An 18,313-nucleotide genomic window follows, 5' to 3' on the forward strand; every position below is an offset into this window, starting at 1 on the left:
TGCAAATATCTAAAATATTTTATATAACGTAAAATCTAAATGTCAACACGCCCTATAAAAGTGAGCTGCAGAACTTTGCAGTTCACTTAACTGGTTACCTAATCGCTTAGTTTTAGGATGAGAATATGAATACAAACATTTCCAATATTGAAGAATTACAAGATGCGCTAAACACTTTTTCTAATGGCGGTAATGGTTCTCTTGAAATGAAAAATCCTTATGTAATAAAGCAATTTAATTATGAAAGCGGCTATTTCACATCGTGGTTTACTTCTAATCGTAATAGACAAATGGGAAATGTCGGCTTTGCTCTCTTACAGCAAGGTTTTGTACCATGCGAAGACTTGTACAATGCTTTTTTGCAACAAGTCAAATTAAGAAAACACTACTGCGAAATTTTAGTAGATTCAAAAAAACTATCCGCTGAACACTTACAAATAGCTATCAATCAGGCTCTTTTCGAAGAAGTTGCAGAAGTATTTATCTGGCAAGAAGGTAAATATAAAGTTTCGGAAAGAAAAATTGAACAATCAAGTATGTATGGTAATCCTTATTTACAGACTTTTCAGTTTAGAACATCTATAGAAAAAATTACCTCGCAAATTAACGGATATCTTAAAAGGTGGCAATTTATTTGCGAACAATTACAAAATTTGAATATCATTTTGTACATGAACCAAAATTTAAAAAATGAACTACGCGAATATCTTCATGAAAATTATATTTTATATTCTGGAAATTTTGACAAAGATGCTAACAAAATATTTCTCAATTGTATTGGCGAACGAGTAGAGAAAAATTTATCTTTCTTCAATAAACAAATGACCTTGCATGAAATTATTCCGCTGCTTTCTATAGACCCTTTATGGTTTTGTAATTTAGTTCTCGATTTAGAAAAACATAGCTACCTTGTAAAAATGTCTCCCGAACAAATAATGGATTTGGCAGAGTCTAGCAAAAAAGAAAACAACACATCAGAAACAAGACGCCTTTACAATGTTTTACTAGAATCTAAAGAAGTCGAAGACGAAGATAAAAAAAATATTCAAAATGTTATCACCAGTATGGAAGAAACAGCGAGTCGGCGTATAAAAACACATAGCTCTGAAACAATAAGCCGTACTTACAATAAAGAAGAGCCCGTAGATGAACAATTTCCTGGTTATGAAATTATGGAAGAACTAGGGCGCGGGGCAATGGGCACAGTGTATAAAGCGCGTCAGAAAAGTTTACAACGCGATGTCGCTATTAAAGTAGTACGACCAAGTTTAGCAATTGATGAAGTCTACATCAAGCGCTTGGAACTCGAGGCGAAAACGATGGCAAAGTTACGTCATCCGAGTATTGTTTCTGCCATTGATTTTGGGTTCCAAAAAAACCTATGCTATATTGTAATGGAGTACGTTGATGGTGGAACAACCCTTCTTGATATAATAGGAAAAAATAAGGTCAATGAAAAAGAGATTCTACGTATTGGTTTGTCTATAGCAGGGGCGCTTAAATATCTACATGAAAACCATTTAATACATAGGGACATAAAACCGAGTAATATTCTTCTCGACAAAAATCAGACAGCAAAACTTGCAGACTTGGGGCTTATCAAAGATACCCAAGCAAGCAGTGACATTACTTTTCCAGGTTCAGCAGTAGGAACTCCTTCCTACATGTCTCCTGAACAACTACAGATGGACAATGATATAGATATTCGTTCTGATATATATTCTTTAGGCGCAACGCTGTTTTACGCCATGACCGGTACATCGCGTTTTGATAGCTCTGTTCCTCCAGGAGTCATTTATCATAAAATTATTTCACTGGGAAACGGCTATGTAAAAAAAGAAAAATGCCTTTCAACAGTAATGAAACAAATCTTAGGAAAAATGCTTGAACCTAAAAAAGAAAATCGCTATCAAACTCCTGAAGAACTCATACAAGACTTCGAGCTCGTTATTATTGGTAAAGGTGCTCGATACGCTAAAAAAAGACGTTTACCGCTACAACTGCTTCTTTTTACTTTGTTTTTATGCGCAGCGATTACTGTATTCATACGTTTTCCTGAATACGTCAACTCGATTTCTCCATCAGCAAAAGCGAGTAAAAAGGAGGAACAACATAAGGTTCCTGAGCAAACAGAGAAACAAAACAATGACAAAAAAAACGTTCAAACAACAAAAAATATAGAATATTCCGAAGACTTAGAAAAGCAGCCGGCAGAAAAGAAAATAGAAGTTGTTAAACAACCAACACAAGAACAAATTCGCGAAGAAAATAAAAATTTAGACTCCCATAATACTAATGAAACGCATCTTGAGAACTTAAAAATAGCATTCAACAATGAAGAATATGCTACTGTTATCAGTCAAATTAATAAACTTAAAAACCCCTCTCCTGAGTTTGTTAACATTAAAGGACATTCTTATATTGCCTTAGAAAAATACAAAGATGCTCTTGCTTGCTTTAAAAAACTTTCTGCGCAAAAACACCTAACTAAATCGTATTTGGGCGCAGCAAAATGCTACTACTTAAGTGGAGAAATAAAGAAATCCTATTCATACTTAAAACGTATAAAAGGCAATAAATCTATAGATTTTTATTATCTACGCGCGCGCGTTTTCTACAAAAGAAATATGGAAGACAAGGCTCGAAAAGACTTGAATTATATCTTAAAAAAATCACCTGATTTTTGGAAAGCTAATTACTTACTTTCTATCATTTGGCTAAAACAACAACCTACACTAGCTTTAGAGTCGCTCAACATCGCATTTGAAAATGGCGCAGATCAGGAAAATTCAAAAACACTAGCATGGTTATATTATTACAAAGGTATTCTGCTATACAAAGAGAAGAATTTCAAAGACGCAAGACAGTCTTTTGATACTTCGTTATCCAAAATAAACACCAAAGAAGCTCTTTTTTATTGCGGCCTCATTAGCTCTCAAAATAAAAAAAATGATAAAGCTATTGATTATTACACAAATGCTCTAGTTACAGATACTCTAGAAAAATACAAAATACAAAATATTGATGTACAACCTATTAGAGAATCACTAGTAAAAACAAAGATAATACACTTTCAACGCGGGCAAATGTTTCTAAAAAGAAATAATTACAAATTAGCGTTAAGTGAATTCCAACATGCTATTAAATTAGACACGAAATATCTCCCTGGACTCAAGGCAGCTTTAACCTTACAGCAAAAACAACAAAATCTTACACAAGCAGTAGCTACTTTAGATGTTTTAATTGAGTTACAACCTGAAAACAATTCATATTATTGGGAAAGAGCAAATTTAAATTTTAAATTAAAAAAGCACACAAAAGTAATTTCTGACGCGTCTTTACTAGTAAAACGCTCTTTCCAAAAAGAACAGGTCATACGATTACGAGCCAAGAGTTATACCTCCCGAAAAGATAAGCGCGCTTTAAAAGACATAAACTATTTACTTCAAATAAATCCTCAGGATTTAAAACTGCTTATTAACCAAGCACGCTTGTATGAACGATTCAAAGACAACCGCGCAAAACTGTCTTACGAAAAAATATTGCTTCTAGACAAAAGTAATGAAAAAGCCTATAAGTACTTACTTCGATTATATTTAAAAGCAAAAAATTATGCTAATTTGGCAGAGCTATATGAAAAACGTCTAAAAATCAGTCCCAATAATTTAGAATATCTCTACGGCGCTGCAAGATGCTATGTTCAATTACAAAAATACAATGAAAGCATACCCAAACTACAAAAAATCAAGGAACAACAAACTGGTTATCTAGAATCGCTTTACTATCTTGGCTATAGCTATTATTTTGAGCAAAGACACGAGCAAGCTTTAGTAACATTATCTATGGCAATTAAACGTCGTACAAAAAATCGTAAAGCTTACTACTTAAGAGGTAACATTTACCATTCAAAAGGAATGTATCGCGAAGCTGTTGTTGATCTTTCTACTTATATCAAATATGATTCGCAAAACGTCACAGCACTCTATTTAAGAGCACAAAGTTATCAAAAATTAGAATTATATAGTCGCGCATTTAAAGACTATAAAAACCTAGCTGTTCTTTCTCCTGAAAATTATAAAGCTAGAGAGAATAAAGGTATTTGCGAAGTTAAACTAAAACAATACAAATCAGCGATTCGCAGCTTCTTACAAGCCAAAAATCACATAGCGTTGGAAACAGATAGCTACCATTATTTAGGCTACTGTTATTCGCAATTAGGAAAATTACAAAAAGCAATGGACTACTACAAACAAGCAATAAGAATGGATTCATCTCATTCTTTAGCGCGCACTAACTACGCAATTACTTTGTACGCGCTCAAAAAATACAAAGAAGCTCTATCTGAAATTTCAAAAGCTATCGACTCAGATCGCAGCAATGCCAACGCTTTAGAAAATAGAGGTAAGATATACTTAAAGTTAAAAAAATATAAAAATGCTGTCAATGACTTTGCTACGGTTATCCAAATAGATACAAACAATAAAGACGCATTTTATTACTTAGGTCTTAGCTACTACAAATTGCAAAATCTGCCAAAGGCAAAAACCCATTTTCAAAAAGCACTATTTGGCACCAAGAAAAAAGTCTTAGCCAAAAAATATCTACAAGTTATTTCTCAAATTGAGAAAGAACAATAATGATAGAATATTCCAAAGAAGTAGCAAACGCTTTTGAAGTCGGAATACCAATAGTTGCACTGGAGTCCACTATTATTTCTTTTGGTATGCCTTATCCTCAAAATTTAGCAGTGGCTAAGCAAATTGAGAGTACTATTCGTTCGCTAGGAGCAGTACCAGCGACAATTGCAGTAATAAATGGTAAAATTAAAATAGGTTTGCAAGAAGAAGAGCTCCTTACCTTAGCAACATCAAAAAATATTATCAAAGCAAGTACTAAAGATTTACCTTATTTATTAGCTACCCAAAAAAATGGTGCAACAACAGTAGCAAGTACAGCTTATTGTGCACAAATGGCAAATATTCGCGTATTTGCAACAGGAGGAATTGGCGGAGTTCATCGTGGGGTCAACGAAACTTTTGATGTCTCCGCTGATTTACTTGAAATAAAAAACAATAGCTTAGCAGTCGTTTGCGCTGGAATGAAATCCATTCTCGACATAGAAAAAACCATTGAACGCTTAGAAACACTTAGTATACTTGCTATTGGATACAAATGCGATACTTGGCCACTATTTTATAGTAGTGATAGTAATTACCACATTTTACGCACTAATAGTACAGTTGAAATCGCAAAAATTATGGACTATAAATGGAATAAATTAGATCAACCTGGTGGTATCATAATCGCCAACCCTATTGAGAAAAACCAAGAAATATCTTACACACTTATCGACAAATATATCCGCGAAATTGCAAAGCAAGCAGCAGAAAAAAAAATCTCAGGTAAAAAGATTACACCCTTTTTTCTACAGGAAATTGTAAATAAAACCCAAGGTAAAAGTCTAAAAGCTAATATTTCTTTAGTTTTGAATAACGCCAAGTTAGCAGCTGAAATTGCCAAACAGTATGCGATTACAAAAAATCACTTTGCAAAAAAGATATAGAAAGATACAATAATTTAAATGATTATCTAGAACATGTCGACATTTAGGTTTTTTATAGAATATGAAATATTTTAGTAAGTAATGAGGTACTTTGAAAGCGATCTCTCTACAATTTAAATTAATGTTAGCCTAAAATAGCAAAGTTATAAGAGAGATAAATGTCGATGCGCTTTAACTGCTGCTAATAACAACATAAATTCAGTGGCGTTGTATTTCTGGCATCACTCGATTTCGAAAGGAATAAAACAATGAACTCAATTGCAAAAATAATGGTTCTCCTATTATGCTTAGTTCTAGCAAGTTGCTCAACATCTGCATATGTATTAGGGTACAATGTATGGCATGAAGAAACTCAAATACCTCACCCTTACGGCGATGACAACCTTCCAAATGATCCATATCGTAGTCCATCAGCAAATAATATTATGTATGCTGAAACAGGTTTTGGAAACCCAGTTTTGTCTATACTTACTTTACCAATGGGAGTACTTTTCGGCCCTATTCTCCTCATTGCAGGAAACATCGCTGGTGCATCTGAACCAAAAGATGTCAAAGATTATAAAAAAAGAACTCCTGAAGAGCTTATCAACATGTACGAAAAAGAGCTCAATGAGGATGCCAAAGAAAACACAAAAGAATAGATTCAAATATAGGAGGGAACCCCTCCTATCATCAACACATTCCCAACCTTGTTATCCTCATTTCACTTCTAATCAGGATGTCGACATTTATAATTTGCTTCTTTTAGAGATTAGCTCCACTGCTTTTCAATTCAGAGCGCTCCAAAATAACATCTTAAATGTCGACATACTCTAGCTATTTCTAAAATAAGAGACAAATTATACTAACCGATAGCAAGCGCTTCTGACATTAAACAAATACTTAAGGAGAAATAAATGAATCGCACACTATTGTTAATTATTTTGGTTTTAATTTTTTCCCCTATCTTTATAAGCGCCATTGAATACAAAAATATAAAAATGGCTAGTCGGCCTGCTATATGGCAAAAGCAACTGGAGCAAGACGGCAAAGATGGTTGGCGTTTTATCGAAGTTTCCTCAGGCTGGGCAACTCTTATTCGCGAAAGTGATAAAACTCCAGTCACATACTTCTTCGCTAAAACTTTCAAACGTTTTTCTAAATACCAAGAACTAATAGAAGAAAAAGCGAATGAAGGATTGCGAGCTCATGGTAGGTATGATGGTAGATATATCTTTTCTAAATACACAAAATCTAATTCCAAAGTTCAAAATAAATTTACCAAAAAAGCATTGATTACCGCAAGATGGAAAAAACAGATTGAACAAGAAGGTAAAGAATCCTGGGTACTTGTTGACATTGACAGTGGCTGGTTTATCTTTGTTAAAGAAAATACACAAGCAATCGACTATAATTTTGTTAAATCTTTTAGTAACAGTAAAAAACGCTTGCAACAAATTAAAACAGAAGGAAAAGAAAACTGGATTTATTTATTTAAACATGGTGGTTGGTTAATTTTTGCTAAATAACACAACAAATAACATTGCTCAGTAACCTTATCCATAGTCATTGAGCGATGTTGTTTATACAAGTATGATAAAGCACAAAGTATCTCTAAGGTACTAGTAAAACAGAACAATCAGCATACTCTGTAACATACTCAGATACACTACCTATATAGTGTCCTTCTTTACCACCACGTTTTCCCATAACAAGTAATTCAACATTATATTTTTTCGTAAACTCAACTATTTTCTTTTTAGGATTTCCTTCAAAAATATACTTTTGTCCCGTTGCTTGTAATTTTTCATACAATTCAGAAATCAGAGATCGACACTTCTTTCTCATTTCTTTTTGCATTCCATCTAACCACTCAGGATGTTTATCCATAACCTCATAGTACAAGCCAGGAGACATTACTTTGTTATTCAGCACATAAACAATACTCAGTGGTACATGAAGTTTCTTAGCCATTATCATTGCTTTTTGTTCTGCTTTTTGCGAATGCTCCCCAAAGTCTGTAGCCAAAAAAATTTCAGAAATAGCTTCCATCTCATCATCCTCTCAAATATACATGCTTTACAATGGTTTTATTATAAAGAAACACTTCCCTTATAATTCAACAACTTAGTAATAACGACATAATTAGCTAAAACTATGCCACTGTAGATACAAAATGTATTGTTATGTACCACCATTATAACTAGCACATAAAAACAATGACTTTCTACTTAACTTGAAATATAGAATAACACTGGTTTGCGATGCTATCTGACTGGCTACGTCAATTCTTCTTATGTGCTTAAATATTTTAAAAAAATCTGAAAAATGACTAACACGCAGTATTTAAAATACCTCTGCGCTTCGAATGAAGCTGCGTTTTTTCATTCTTTTAATATGTAAATCCCTTCTACAAGATTAGCCGCACAAGGCACCAGCCAACGCATCCTCTATACTTTGAATAGTAATTCTCAAAATTTTAATTGATAACAGTTTCTAATTAACATTGTTAACACTGTTAAAGTTTTTTTAGACACAACTCACTTTGTAATAGCTCAATTCTATAAATATCATCTTATCCAATGCTCTCGCGCGCATAAAAATGTACATTTTCCACAAAATCGGCTTGATACAGTAAGTCTATTGGCATGTTGTTTGCAAATTTTTCAATACCACAGAGTAAATTAAACAAACAAAGATTTCAAAGCTATAGGAATTCATCATGAAAAAAAAAGACTACAAAGCAAAAAATATCATGAGCACACAATTAATTTTAGTGCAAAACACTATGACTTTATTTGAGGCTTCAAAAGTTCTTATCGAAAACAAAATATCAGGAGCTCCTGTTGTTGATCATAATAAAAAATTGCGTGGAGTAATATCGTTGCGCGATTTAGTAAAAAAAGAACGTGCTAGTATTGATGAAAATAAAGTTCTAAAAGTAGATTCTAGCCAATTTTTTATTGATTCAAGTTTCTATTTTTCGCTAAATGATCAAATAGACGAAGAAAATCTCACTGTTGAAGATGTCATGACTCCATTAACACTTTATGTGAACCAAAATACACCTATTGAGGAAATTGCTATATTAATTGTAAATACAGGAGTGCATCGCATTTTTGTGCAAAATGAAGAATGTTTAGTTGGAGTTATAAGCACCATCGATATTTTACGTTTTGCATGCGAAGAAGGTTTGTTTGTATGATTTGAGAAAAAAACAGACGCGGAGCCATATTGCTAAAAGGTTATATGCTACCACTGCTATATAGTCTAGTGTTTACTGTTTGTTGTAAATTTACATGTCAGTCCAACACGTACCAATGGTTTTAGCTTATCACAGAAGCAACTCTGGGCTATGATTAGTCACCTAATCATTTGCGCTTGCTCCCCTGTCTGTAAAATCTATTCACTCTATTTGTCTATTGTAAAAAACAGACGCGGAGTCATATTGCTAAGAGGTTATGTGCTACCATTGCTATGCTGGTTTAGTATTTGGCGTTTGTTGTAAGTTTTACGTGCCAATCCAACACGTCCGGGCGGTTTTTGCTTATTACAGAAGCAACTCTGGGCTATGATTAGTCACCTAATCATTTGCACTTACTCCCCTGTCTGCAGAAATCTATTTGTCTAAAAATCCATTTCGACTTCAAATTCGATTTTAAAATTATCCTAGAGTATCATCCAAATTAATAAGGAATAATAGGCGTGTCATCATTCAAAATATTGTGTGTTTTTTCGAGCCCGAGCCCGTTTGCGAACCCGTTTCCGAAACTTTCACTAACAACTTATCAAAGAAGCAAAGCTTCTCCCCCCACCGCAAAAAACTAGTATCGAACCAATAAATCACCCTCTGTCGCTCTCAAAAAGTTTTCGGGCGCGGGCTCGCAAACGAGCTCGGGCTCAATACTACTGGCGTATCATTAAATGAATCCGTTATATTTTTATCTGTATTGAATGATGACACGCCCTAGTAATAAAAAAACAGACGCGGAGCCATATTGCTAAAGGGTTATATGCTACCATTGCTATATAGGTATAGTGTTTAGCGTTTATTGTAAATTTACGTGTTAACACGTACCGTCTGGGTTTTTGCTATTACAGAAGCAACTCTGGGCTATGATTAATCACTTAATCATTTGCACTTGCTCCCCTGTCTGTAGAAATCTATTCGTCTAAAAAATCAATTTCAATCTCAAATGAAGCGCGGCGAATTTTTCTGTTCAAATCTCGAAAACGTAACCTTGCTTTTTCAAGACCTTCAGAGCATTCTGTAAATGAAACTTCATTAGGCTCAACAATATCCCGATCATCTTTGTAAATAACGCGCTGATAAGCCGATTTTACTAATTGAGAATGTAATTCTTGTATCTGCCCATTAAGTTTTTTACGAATTTCAAGCGCTTCACTAATGGTAATAGATTCGTTATCCAATTTTATTTTATTTAAGAAATTAGCTTGTTGAATAGCAATATTTATTTTACTTGCTTTAAATTCTAGCTTTTTAAAGCTCTCGCGCATAGTTTTTGCATTAAAATCAGGGCTTACCTTAAAAACAACATCCGCTTGACGACTATGAGCTTTAAACTCTGGTAAGCACGCCCTACAAGTTTCGATTCTTTTTTCGTACTCTGATCGTAATTCTAAAGCTTCATAAAGCATTAACTTGCGTTTGCTATCGTTCATTTTATCTCCCTAGTGCATTAGTACATACTACTCTAACACAAAATATAAAAATTTTTCATATCATCAATAAATTCTTCATAATCCTGATAGCGATCGTCTGGTTCATACTGCATACATGTACAAATAATATTCTTGAGAACCGAAGGTACATTATGAAAAGAAAGTTTGCTTGCATCTAGTTTGGTGTCGAAAAAATACGAGATTCCATACTCTTTTAATTTAAGCGCATAAGGTGGAATACCTGTGACCATGTGGTACAACAAACAACCAATCGAATATATATCAGAAAGATGTGTCGCATCGCGAAATTTATGTATTTGTTCTGGAGAACAAAAGCACGGAGTTCCCAGTGAAATCCCTGTATGTGTTATTTTAGTTTCTTCTGCCACTTCATCTACAAATTTTGCCAATCCAAAATCAGAGAGCTTAACAATTTTATTGCTCTTATCTAAAAGAATATTTGCTGGCTTTACATCGCGATGAATCAGAGCTTTTTCTCGCCAACCATAGTTTAAAGCGTTGGCAACACTCATGCCAATTCCTAACGCCGTGCGAATGCTAAGACGCCCTTTACGTTTTATAAGAGCTTGTAAGTCACCGCCATCAGCATATTCGGTAATTAAATAAACATAACGAGTTCTTGCACCTGCCTCAAGTGTAGTAATTATATTGCGATGCTCCAAAGCAGAATGTACACGCACTTCGCGTTTGAAGCGATCAAAAAACTGATCACTAGCTTTTACAATCTTGACAACAACCTCATCATGCCCTTTAAAATCACTTTGATAAAGATAGGTCTCAGCCATACCCCCGCCTGAAAGTGGGCGAATAATTTTTTCTTTATCTAATTGAAAAAACGGAGGAGCTTGTTGTTTAAGAAAAGATATAGAAAATACCGCCTTGGCTTTCTCATCTTCACTTATTTCTGCATTGTTAGAAATAGAACGCGGTGTGTTATCAAATATTTTTTTCTTTGGTAATTCCTCTTCACGATCATTTTTAAGCTCTTGAGAAGTCAAAAATGTTATGCGATCTTTCGGTGCTGGAGCACTTCCTGGTTGCTCTTGTAAATTCTCTTCTAACTCACGCGTATTATTCGCAGAAGTAATAAATTCATCTTCAAATGTTTCATCAATATCTTCGTTTACAGAGTCTTCAAATATCGATACAAGAGCTGATTTCTCTGTTTTTCGTTCGAAATTTTTTGTTGCTATTTTAACGAGATCTTTTTCAATTATAATATGAGCTTGTCCCAAGACATGACCACATTCAATACAGTAGAGAAGATTCCAAATACAACTAGAATCTTCTCCAAAAATATCTTTACAACTAAACTCTGCTTGTTTTTGACACTGAGGGCATTTGGCTTTCATAAAACTATCTTTATACACAAAAGGCAACTGCAGGGGTAACAACTTCTCCACGTAGAGTATTTGTTCCTGCTGAGACTATCTTAACTTTGACAAAATCTCCTGGTTTATTCTGCGGTGCAGAAAATACAACACCTTTATTTTGATCGCTACGTCCTAACCATTCTTCGCGATTTTTTTTACTTGGTTGTTCAATTAAAACATCAAATATCTTACCAACATCTAACTCGTTACGCACCAAAGAAATACCGCGTTGAATCTGAACTAGCTCATGAATGCGTTTTGATTTTATTTCTTCACTAACATCATCAGGATATTTTCGCGAAGCAATAGTATTTTTGCGCTCGCTATATTTAAAAATAAATGCTGAATCAAACTGCACTTGCTCAACAACTTCAATCGTATCCTCAAAATCTTTGTCAGTCTCACCACAAAAACCGCAAATAATATCTGTAGAAAGAGAAACATCTGGTATTGTGTCGCGAATTTCTGCAACGACATCGAGAAATTCTTGTTTAGAATAAGTACGATTCATACGATCCAGAACTTCTGTACTCCCTGCTTGTAAGGGCAAATGAATTTGATTGCACAGTTTAGGGTGATTTTTCATTACCTGCAAAAGTTTCATAGGAAAATCTTTGGGGTGCGGAGAGGTAAAACGCACACGACGCATTCCTGGCACATCACCAACCATTTTCATTAAATCAGCGAAATCGTAGTTGCCGTATTTGTATGAATTTACATTTTGACCTAACAAAGTAACTTGTTTAAAACCTTGCGCAACAATAGCTTCTGTTTCTTCAATAATACTTTGTGGAGAACGACTTCTTTCGCGTCCTCTAGTATATGGAACAACGCAAAAAGTGCAAAAATTATCGCACCCGCGCATAATTGCAATCCACGCGTTTACTCCAGGAACTCTCACAGGAGCAATATCGGAGTAAGTTTCATATTCGGATAACGATAAATCGTAGCCAGTATCACCACCACATGCCTCGGAAATTAAACTTGGCAAACGCTTATAACTATCTGGACCTGCTATAATATCAACAACAGGCGCTTTGTCTTTCAGTTCCTCACGTAAACTTTGTGCCATACACCCTAAAACACCAACCACAAGTTTTTGTCCTCGCTTCTTGCGGCCGCGCATTTCATCCAAGCGATTATATATTCGAGTGTGGGCATTTTCGCGAATAGCACACGTGTTTAAAAAAGCAACATCGGCCTCGTTGGCGCTTTTTACAATGTTGTGGTCTGCCTTTTTAAGAATACTCAGAATAAGTTCTGAATCGTATTCGTTCATTTGGCAACCATATGTTTCTAAATAAATTTTCATCAAAACTCTCCCTGTGTTGCGTAAACAACATCGTTTACAACTTCTTTTAGTTGTACATTAATCAGATCGTTTTTGCTGGCGCCCGGTATATCCACCGCTATTTTTATGTAGTTATCACTAAAACCTTGCCAACGACCACTGTGATCCTTATTTTCTAATAACAATCTAACCGTTTGGCCTAAAGATTGTTCATAAAATTTTAATTTTTTGTCGTTAGATAAAATATGAAGCTTTTTACTGCGCTGTTTTTTAACTTCAGTTGTCACCTTTTCAGGTAATCTGTTGGCTGCAGTTTTATCACGTTGTGAAAAGCTAAACACGTGAACATAGGTCAAAGGAGAATTATTAAAAGTTGCACACGTTTGTGCAAAATCTTCATCTGTTTCCCCAGGAAATCCAACAATAATATCAGTTGCAAGCATAACATTCGGCATTTTTTTATAAGCAAGATCTATAAAATCCATGTATTCTTTAATAGTGTACTTTCGTCTCATTGCTTGTAAGGTTTTATCACATCCACTTTGAAGTGGTATGTGTAAATGCGAACATAATTTTTCATTGTCAGCCATTATATCTAAAAGTTCGAGAGGAATAGTTGTAGGTTCAATACTACTAATACGAATACGCTCCAAACCTGGAATAGTCAGAAGCATTTTAATCACATCGAGAAAACTCTTATCTTCAAATTGATAAGTTCCAATATTCACTCCAGTAACAACAAGCTCTTTAAAACCTTGGGAAGCAAGATCTATAGCCTCGCGTTGTATATCCCAAAATGCCCGGCTTCGCGCACGTCCACGTGCAAAAGGTATCACACAAAAACTGCACATGAAATCACAACCATCTTGTATTTTAATATTCGCTCGCGTTGTTTTTATTTTTGGATTTTTGATATCAATAGTAAAGGATTTACGATCGACAGTATCGCGTACAATTTTAGGAACAGGTGTTTTTGAAGGTTCATCTATATGTTGTAACACTTTTAATTTTTCTTGGGTACCAATAATAAGGTCTATTCCTTCAACCTTTTTAAGTTCTTCCGAGCTTGTTTGAGAGTAACAACCCACAACAGCTACGTATGTTTCAGGATTTCGTTTTAGTACTTGACGTACAAGCTGGCGACACTTAGAGTCAGCGTGTTCAGTAACAGTACAAGAATTAATTACACATACATCCGCCGATTTGCTAAACGGTACAATTTCATAGCCATTATCTGTAAAAGTACTGCTTATTAAAGCTGTTTCTGCTTGATTTAATCGGCATCCTAGGGTATAGAAAGAAGCTTTAAGCATTGATTATATCCATTATTTTCCATAATAAAGTCGTTTGGCCAGAATTTCGGGAAGTCCAGCGCGCATAATTTTTTCTACTGCGGTATCTATATCATATTCTACACGATGAATCCACACTTTGCCAAGTTCATCATCATAAACACAGCAGCTAGCTAAAGGATTACCATCACGTGGTTGTCCTACACTACCTACATTAACAAGAACTTTTGAATCGGGATTTACATCAATCTCATCATCCATAGAAAATGTAACAGCATGCCCTTCAAAAAATGCTACTGGGACATGAGAATGCCCGTAAAAACAAATAGGAGTGTCAAGTATTTCGAGAGATAAGTGAGCATCATAACCAGTTTGAATATAATCGAATAGTTCTGGAAAACTCAGTGTACTGTGTACAAGAGTGAGTTTATCATCTAACCTTTGTACCATATCGACACTTGCTAGAAAATTTTTATATTTTTTAGATAACTGTTCTCGTGTCCACATTACCGCTTGTCTTGCATGTTGATTAAAATAGTCTATTTTTAATTTCCCCGCAATAGCGTAATCGTGGTTACCTGCAACTAACATACTATCGAGTTCCAAGACTTTTTCCAAACATTCTTTTGGATTAGCACCATAACCAACAACATCACCACCGCATATATATTTATCTACTCCCTCATGAAGAAAAACTTCAAGAACGGCTTCGAGAGCTTCATAGTTACCATGAATGTCACTGTATATTCCATATCGCACGTAGCTACTCCTTAATGTAAGGTTCCTCCCGCGAACTTACGCCACATAACTGTTAAACGCAAAATACGGTGGTTTTTAGGAGGGCGAAGCTCCTGTTGAGCCAAGTTTTTATAGATAAAAACTTTTAAGAAACAAACAATTTACAATAGATTCTGGCAGCTAAAGATACTTGTTTTCGTAAGTAATTCTCCACAAAGCCTTTTTAAAAAGGCTTTGGCTCAGCAGGAGCTTCGCCCTCCTGGTTCAAAATCCAATACTATCTAGACTTTCCTTTGGGAAATTTTAAAACACCAATAGAACCCTACAATAAACACCTCTAACTTAAAAAAAAGATTGTTGCGTATTTTCCCCAATGTTTGCAATCGGTTCTAACATAACCTCTAGCTCTTTTTCAGAAATAACCGCAATCCCTAAATCATTTGCTTTTGTCAATTTGGAACCAGCATTCTCACCTGCAACAACATAATCAGTGTTTCTTGATACAGATGAACGAACAACAGCCCCTAGATCCTCTAATTTTTTTTGTAGCTCACTACGAGTATAGTTCACTAAGGAGCCTGTAAGAACCATATTTTTACCTTTAAATTGCGATGGAAGTTCTGGTATAGAAGTCGCGGTATCTTCTTCTATTTGCTCCATTTTAACTCCTGCACTACACAGAGCTTTAATATTATTCTGACCTTGTTCGCTACGCAAATATTCATAGACACTTTCCGCCATAACTGGACCTATCTCATCTATATCCTGTAAAGATTCAATCGACACAGTCATCAAAGTATCTATACTGTTGTATGTTTTGGCAAGAATCTTGCTTGCTTTTGTTCCAACATGGCGAATTCCCAAAGAAAATATTAATTTAGGTAAAGAAACATTTTTACTATTTTCGATATTATCAATAAGTTTCTGCGCTGATTTTTCTCCCATGCGTTCTAAAAGAAGCAAATCATCTTTGCGAAGAGCATAAAGATCCGAGAAACTCGCTACCATTTTTTTATCTACAAGCTGGGAAATAATTTTTTCACCTAGCCCACTAATATCCATACCTTTACGCGAAGCAAAAAATTTCAATTGCGCTTTAAATCCTTGTGCACACTGATCATTTATACAACGTAAATAAACCCCACCATCATCTCTTTTTACCTCTCCACTACAACTCGGGCACATCTCCGGCGCGGAAATTATTGTTTCTGTCCCTGTACGTCTTTCAACATCACTACCTAGGACTTGCGGTATAATTTCTCCCGCTTTCACAATCGTAACATAATCTCCAATGCGCACATCTTTACGAGCAACGTCTTCGTAATTATGTAAAGAGGCTCTCTTCACTACCGTTCCTGCTAATTGTACTGGATCAAGAATAGCAACAGGAGTTAAAGTTCCACCGCGACCTACTTGAACAATAACATCAAGCAACTTTGTAATTGCTTGTTCATGCTCAAACTTGTATGCAATTGCCCAACGTGGCGCGCGAGAAGTAGTCGCTAAACGTTGTTGAAGATCAATGCGATTTACCTTAATAACAAGGCCATCAATATCGTATTCTAACTTTTGTTTCTTATCCACCCAGTTTTGACATAGATCTACGACCTGTTCCAAATTGTCAGCATGTTGGCAATGTTCATTTACTGGTAATCCTAATTCTTTAAAAGAATTAAGAGTTTCATAATGATGTTCAAAGTCTAGATTAGTATATTCACCTAAACTGTGAGCAAAAAAATCAAGTTGACGATGACGAACAACTTTACTGTCGAGCATTTTTAGTGTACCTGCCGCAGCATTACGTGGATTAGCAAAAATATTTTCACCACCACTAGCACGCTCTTTATTGATTTTAGAAAAAGCTTTGTGACCTAAGTATATTTCACCGCGTACTTCTAAAAAATCAGGTGCACTCCCTAACAGCTTTAAAGGTAAACTGCGAATAGTTCGCGCATTGTTTGTCACATCCTCTCCAACAATTCCGTCACCTCTAGTTAAGGCTTTAACTAACACACCTTTTTCATACCACAAACTAATAGCAACTCCATCTATTTTTGGCTCTACTACAAAACTAATTTGTGAAGTATTAACGGAAATATTACGAGACACTCTTTGAGCAAAATCGCGAATTTCATCCAAAGAATAGCTATTATCTATTGACAACATTGGTAGTCGGTGGGAAGTTCTCTTGAAAGGTGTATTTTCTATAAGAGCTACTCTTTGTGATGGAGAATCAGGAGTAATATACTGAGGGGATTCTTTTTCTAGCTCTTGCAACTTACGAAAAAGTAAATCATATTCATAGTCGCTAATAACTGGTTGAGAATCAACATAGTAAAGTTTAGCATGCCTCCATATTTCTTTGCGTAATTCATCAATTTCTTTTTTTATATTAGCACTCATTGTTTTCACTTGTTTGCTTTGAGAGTTTATCTAATAAAAATTTTATTTTTCGATAATAAAAAGACGGATCGTTATAATCTATTTTTCTCATAGTTTTTAAAGCTGATTGGGTCTCACCTTTATATACTTGTATTAGCGCTTTTGTTAATAAAATTTCTGGCTCGTTAGCATCAGCTGTTATAGCCGCGCTTACCAATTTTTCAGCTTCCTCTATATCTCCACGCTCTAAATAAACTCTTCCACGATAACCCTTAATATAAGGATTGAGGTGAGAAGCTTTAATTTTTAACAATTCTCTATCATCAAAAACTTGCATTGCTTCATCATAGCGTTCGTTAAGGATATAAGCTTCTCCTAAATAAGCACATACTTCATCGCTCTTAGGGTCTTTTTCTCGTGCTTGTTGAAGTAGTACCAACGCTTGTGCGTAATTTTGTTTCTCAAGTTGCAAATACGCTTTATTCACTAACCGTGAGGCTCTGTAATTCATAACTATTCCAGTTTCGAATTTGCTTTTCTAAAAGTAGAATCATACGAATCTGCAATTCGTGGTTTTCTGACAGTGGTTTTTTTTGTACAATTTCATTAAATTTTTGATTATCCCCATCCCCAAGATAGGCAAGAGCAAGATAACTCCATGACAGCTGATTGTTTTGATCTTTTTCAATAGACTCTAACAATTTGAGAATAGCTTTCTCATAACGCTCGCCATCAATTAAAACCTTCCCCATAAACAAATCAAAAACTGGGTTGGAAGGATCTAAATTACAAGCTTGTTGTAAATGATATTCTGCTTTATCCCAGTTTTCTTTCTGTGCATACGCAAGACCTAAGTGCAAGAATAAGAAAGAGTAACCTGGATACTTAACAATACCTTTTTCCAAAATAGCAATTGCTTTATCAGGTTTTTTGTTTAGGTATACTTGTGCGATACGCAAACGCCAAAAAGCCATAAATAAATTGATCATTT

Annotated in this window: 14 protein-coding genes; 5 read left to right on the forward strand and 9 right to left on the reverse strand. The window is 35.0% G+C overall.

The features are described 5' to 3' along the window. Positions 1-125: 125 nt before the first annotated feature. The 4 genes from UABHE_RS13760 (at position 126) to UABHE_RS13775 (ending at position 7,071) form a co-directional block, all read left to right on the forward strand. A complete protein-coding gene (locus tag UABHE_RS13760; RefSeq protein ID WP_372370918.1) occupies positions 126-4,637 on the forward strand; it encodes a tetratricopeptide repeat protein in 4,512 nt (1,503 codons plus the stop codon). After that, entirely contained in the window at positions 4,637-5,563 is a 927-nt protein-coding gene (locus UABHE_RS13765) for a pseudouridine-5'-phosphate glycosidase (protein ID WP_372370919.1), read from the forward strand. Before UABHE_RS13760 ends, UABHE_RS13765 begins: the two co-directional genes overlap by 1 nt. A gap of 248 nt (positions 5,564-5,811) precedes the next feature. Then, the gene (locus UABHE_RS13770; protein WP_372370920.1) at positions 5,812-6,204 is read left to right on the forward strand and encodes a hypothetical protein; all 393 of its coding nucleotides are present in this window, start codon (positions 5,812-5,814) and stop codon (positions 6,202-6,204) included. 255 nt (positions 6,205-6,459) lie between these two features. Further along, a complete protein-coding gene (locus UABHE_RS13775) occupies positions 6,460-7,071 on the forward strand; it encodes a hypothetical protein (RefSeq protein ID WP_372370921.1) in 612 nt (203 codons plus the stop codon). An 85-nt stretch (positions 7,072-7,156) separates the two neighbouring features. On the opposite strand, the gene UABHE_RS13780 is transcribed toward UABHE_RS13775, so the two are convergent. Next, on the reverse strand, positions 7,157-7,594 hold the full coding sequence (locus UABHE_RS13780) for a universal stress protein (RefSeq protein WP_372370922.1): 438 nt from the start codon (positions 7,592-7,594) through the stop codon (positions 7,157-7,159). A gap of 670 nt (positions 7,595-8,264) precedes the next feature. Here UABHE_RS13780 and UABHE_RS13785 point away from each other — a divergent pair. Further along, on the forward strand, positions 8,265-8,747 hold the full coding sequence (locus UABHE_RS13785) for an HPP family protein (protein ID WP_372370923.1): 483 nt from the start codon (positions 8,265-8,267) through the stop codon (positions 8,745-8,747). 959 nt (positions 8,748-9,706) lie between these two features. Here the strand turns inward: UABHE_RS13785 and UABHE_RS13790 are convergent. From UABHE_RS13790 to UABHE_RS13825, 8 genes are all read right to left on the reverse strand, one after another. Next, the gene (locus tag UABHE_RS13790; RefSeq protein WP_372370924.1) at positions 9,707-10,225 is read right to left on the reverse strand and encodes a hypothetical protein; all 519 of its coding nucleotides are present in this window, start codon (positions 10,223-10,225) and stop codon (positions 9,707-9,709) included. A gap of 32 nt (positions 10,226-10,257) precedes the next feature. Continuing rightward, complete coding sequence (locus UABHE_RS13795; protein WP_372370925.1) at positions 10,258-11,598, reverse strand: serine/threonine-protein kinase; 1,341 nt, start codon at positions 11,596-11,598, stop codon at positions 10,258-10,260. 10 nt (positions 11,599-11,608) lie between these two features. Next, positions 11,609-12,931, reverse strand: coding sequence for a tRNA (N6-isopentenyl adenosine(37)-C2)-methylthiotransferase MiaB (gene miaB, locus UABHE_RS13800; protein ID WP_372370926.1), 1,323 nt, complete (start codon positions 12,929-12,931; stop codon positions 11,609-11,611). Further along, positions 12,931-14,223, reverse strand: a complete 1,293-nt coding sequence (gene mtaB / locus UABHE_RS13805) for a tRNA (N(6)-L-threonylcarbamoyladenosine(37)-C(2))-methylthiotransferase MtaB (RefSeq protein WP_372370927.1) — start codon at positions 14,221-14,223, stop codon at positions 12,931-12,933. The genes miaB and mtaB overlap by 1 nt, the downstream gene beginning before the upstream one ends. A 12-nt stretch (positions 14,224-14,235) precedes the next feature. Next, positions 14,236-14,961, reverse strand: coding sequence for a metallophosphoesterase (locus UABHE_RS13810; RefSeq protein ID WP_372370928.1), 726 nt, complete (start codon positions 14,959-14,961; stop codon positions 14,236-14,238). A gap of 321 nt (positions 14,962-15,282) precedes the next feature. Further along, positions 15,283-17,343 carry an NAD-dependent DNA ligase LigA gene (ligA, locus tag UABHE_RS13815; RefSeq protein WP_372370929.1) on the reverse strand — a complete coding sequence of 687 codons (2,061 nt, stop codon included), beginning with the start codon at positions 17,341-17,343 and terminating at the stop codon, positions 15,283-15,285. Continuing rightward, positions 17,333-17,833, reverse strand: a complete 501-nt coding sequence (locus tag UABHE_RS13820; protein ID WP_372370930.1) for a tetratricopeptide repeat protein — start codon at positions 17,831-17,833, stop codon at positions 17,333-17,335. The genes ligA and UABHE_RS13820 overlap by 11 nt, the downstream gene beginning before the upstream one ends. After that, positions 17,802-18,311 (reverse strand): tetratricopeptide repeat protein, encoded by a 510-nt coding sequence (locus UABHE_RS13825; protein WP_372370931.1) that lies wholly within the window; start codon positions 18,309-18,311, stop codon positions 17,802-17,804. The genes UABHE_RS13820 and UABHE_RS13825 overlap by 32 nt, the downstream gene beginning before the upstream one ends. Positions 18,312-18,313 lie beyond the last annotated feature (2 nt).

Origin of the sequence: Candidatus Uabimicrobium helgolandensis (assembly GCF_041508025.1) — a bacterium.
Classification (GTDB): domain Bacteria; phylum Planctomycetota; class Uabimicrobiia; order Uabimicrobiales; family Uabimicrobiaceae; genus Uabimicrobium; species Uabimicrobium helgolandensis.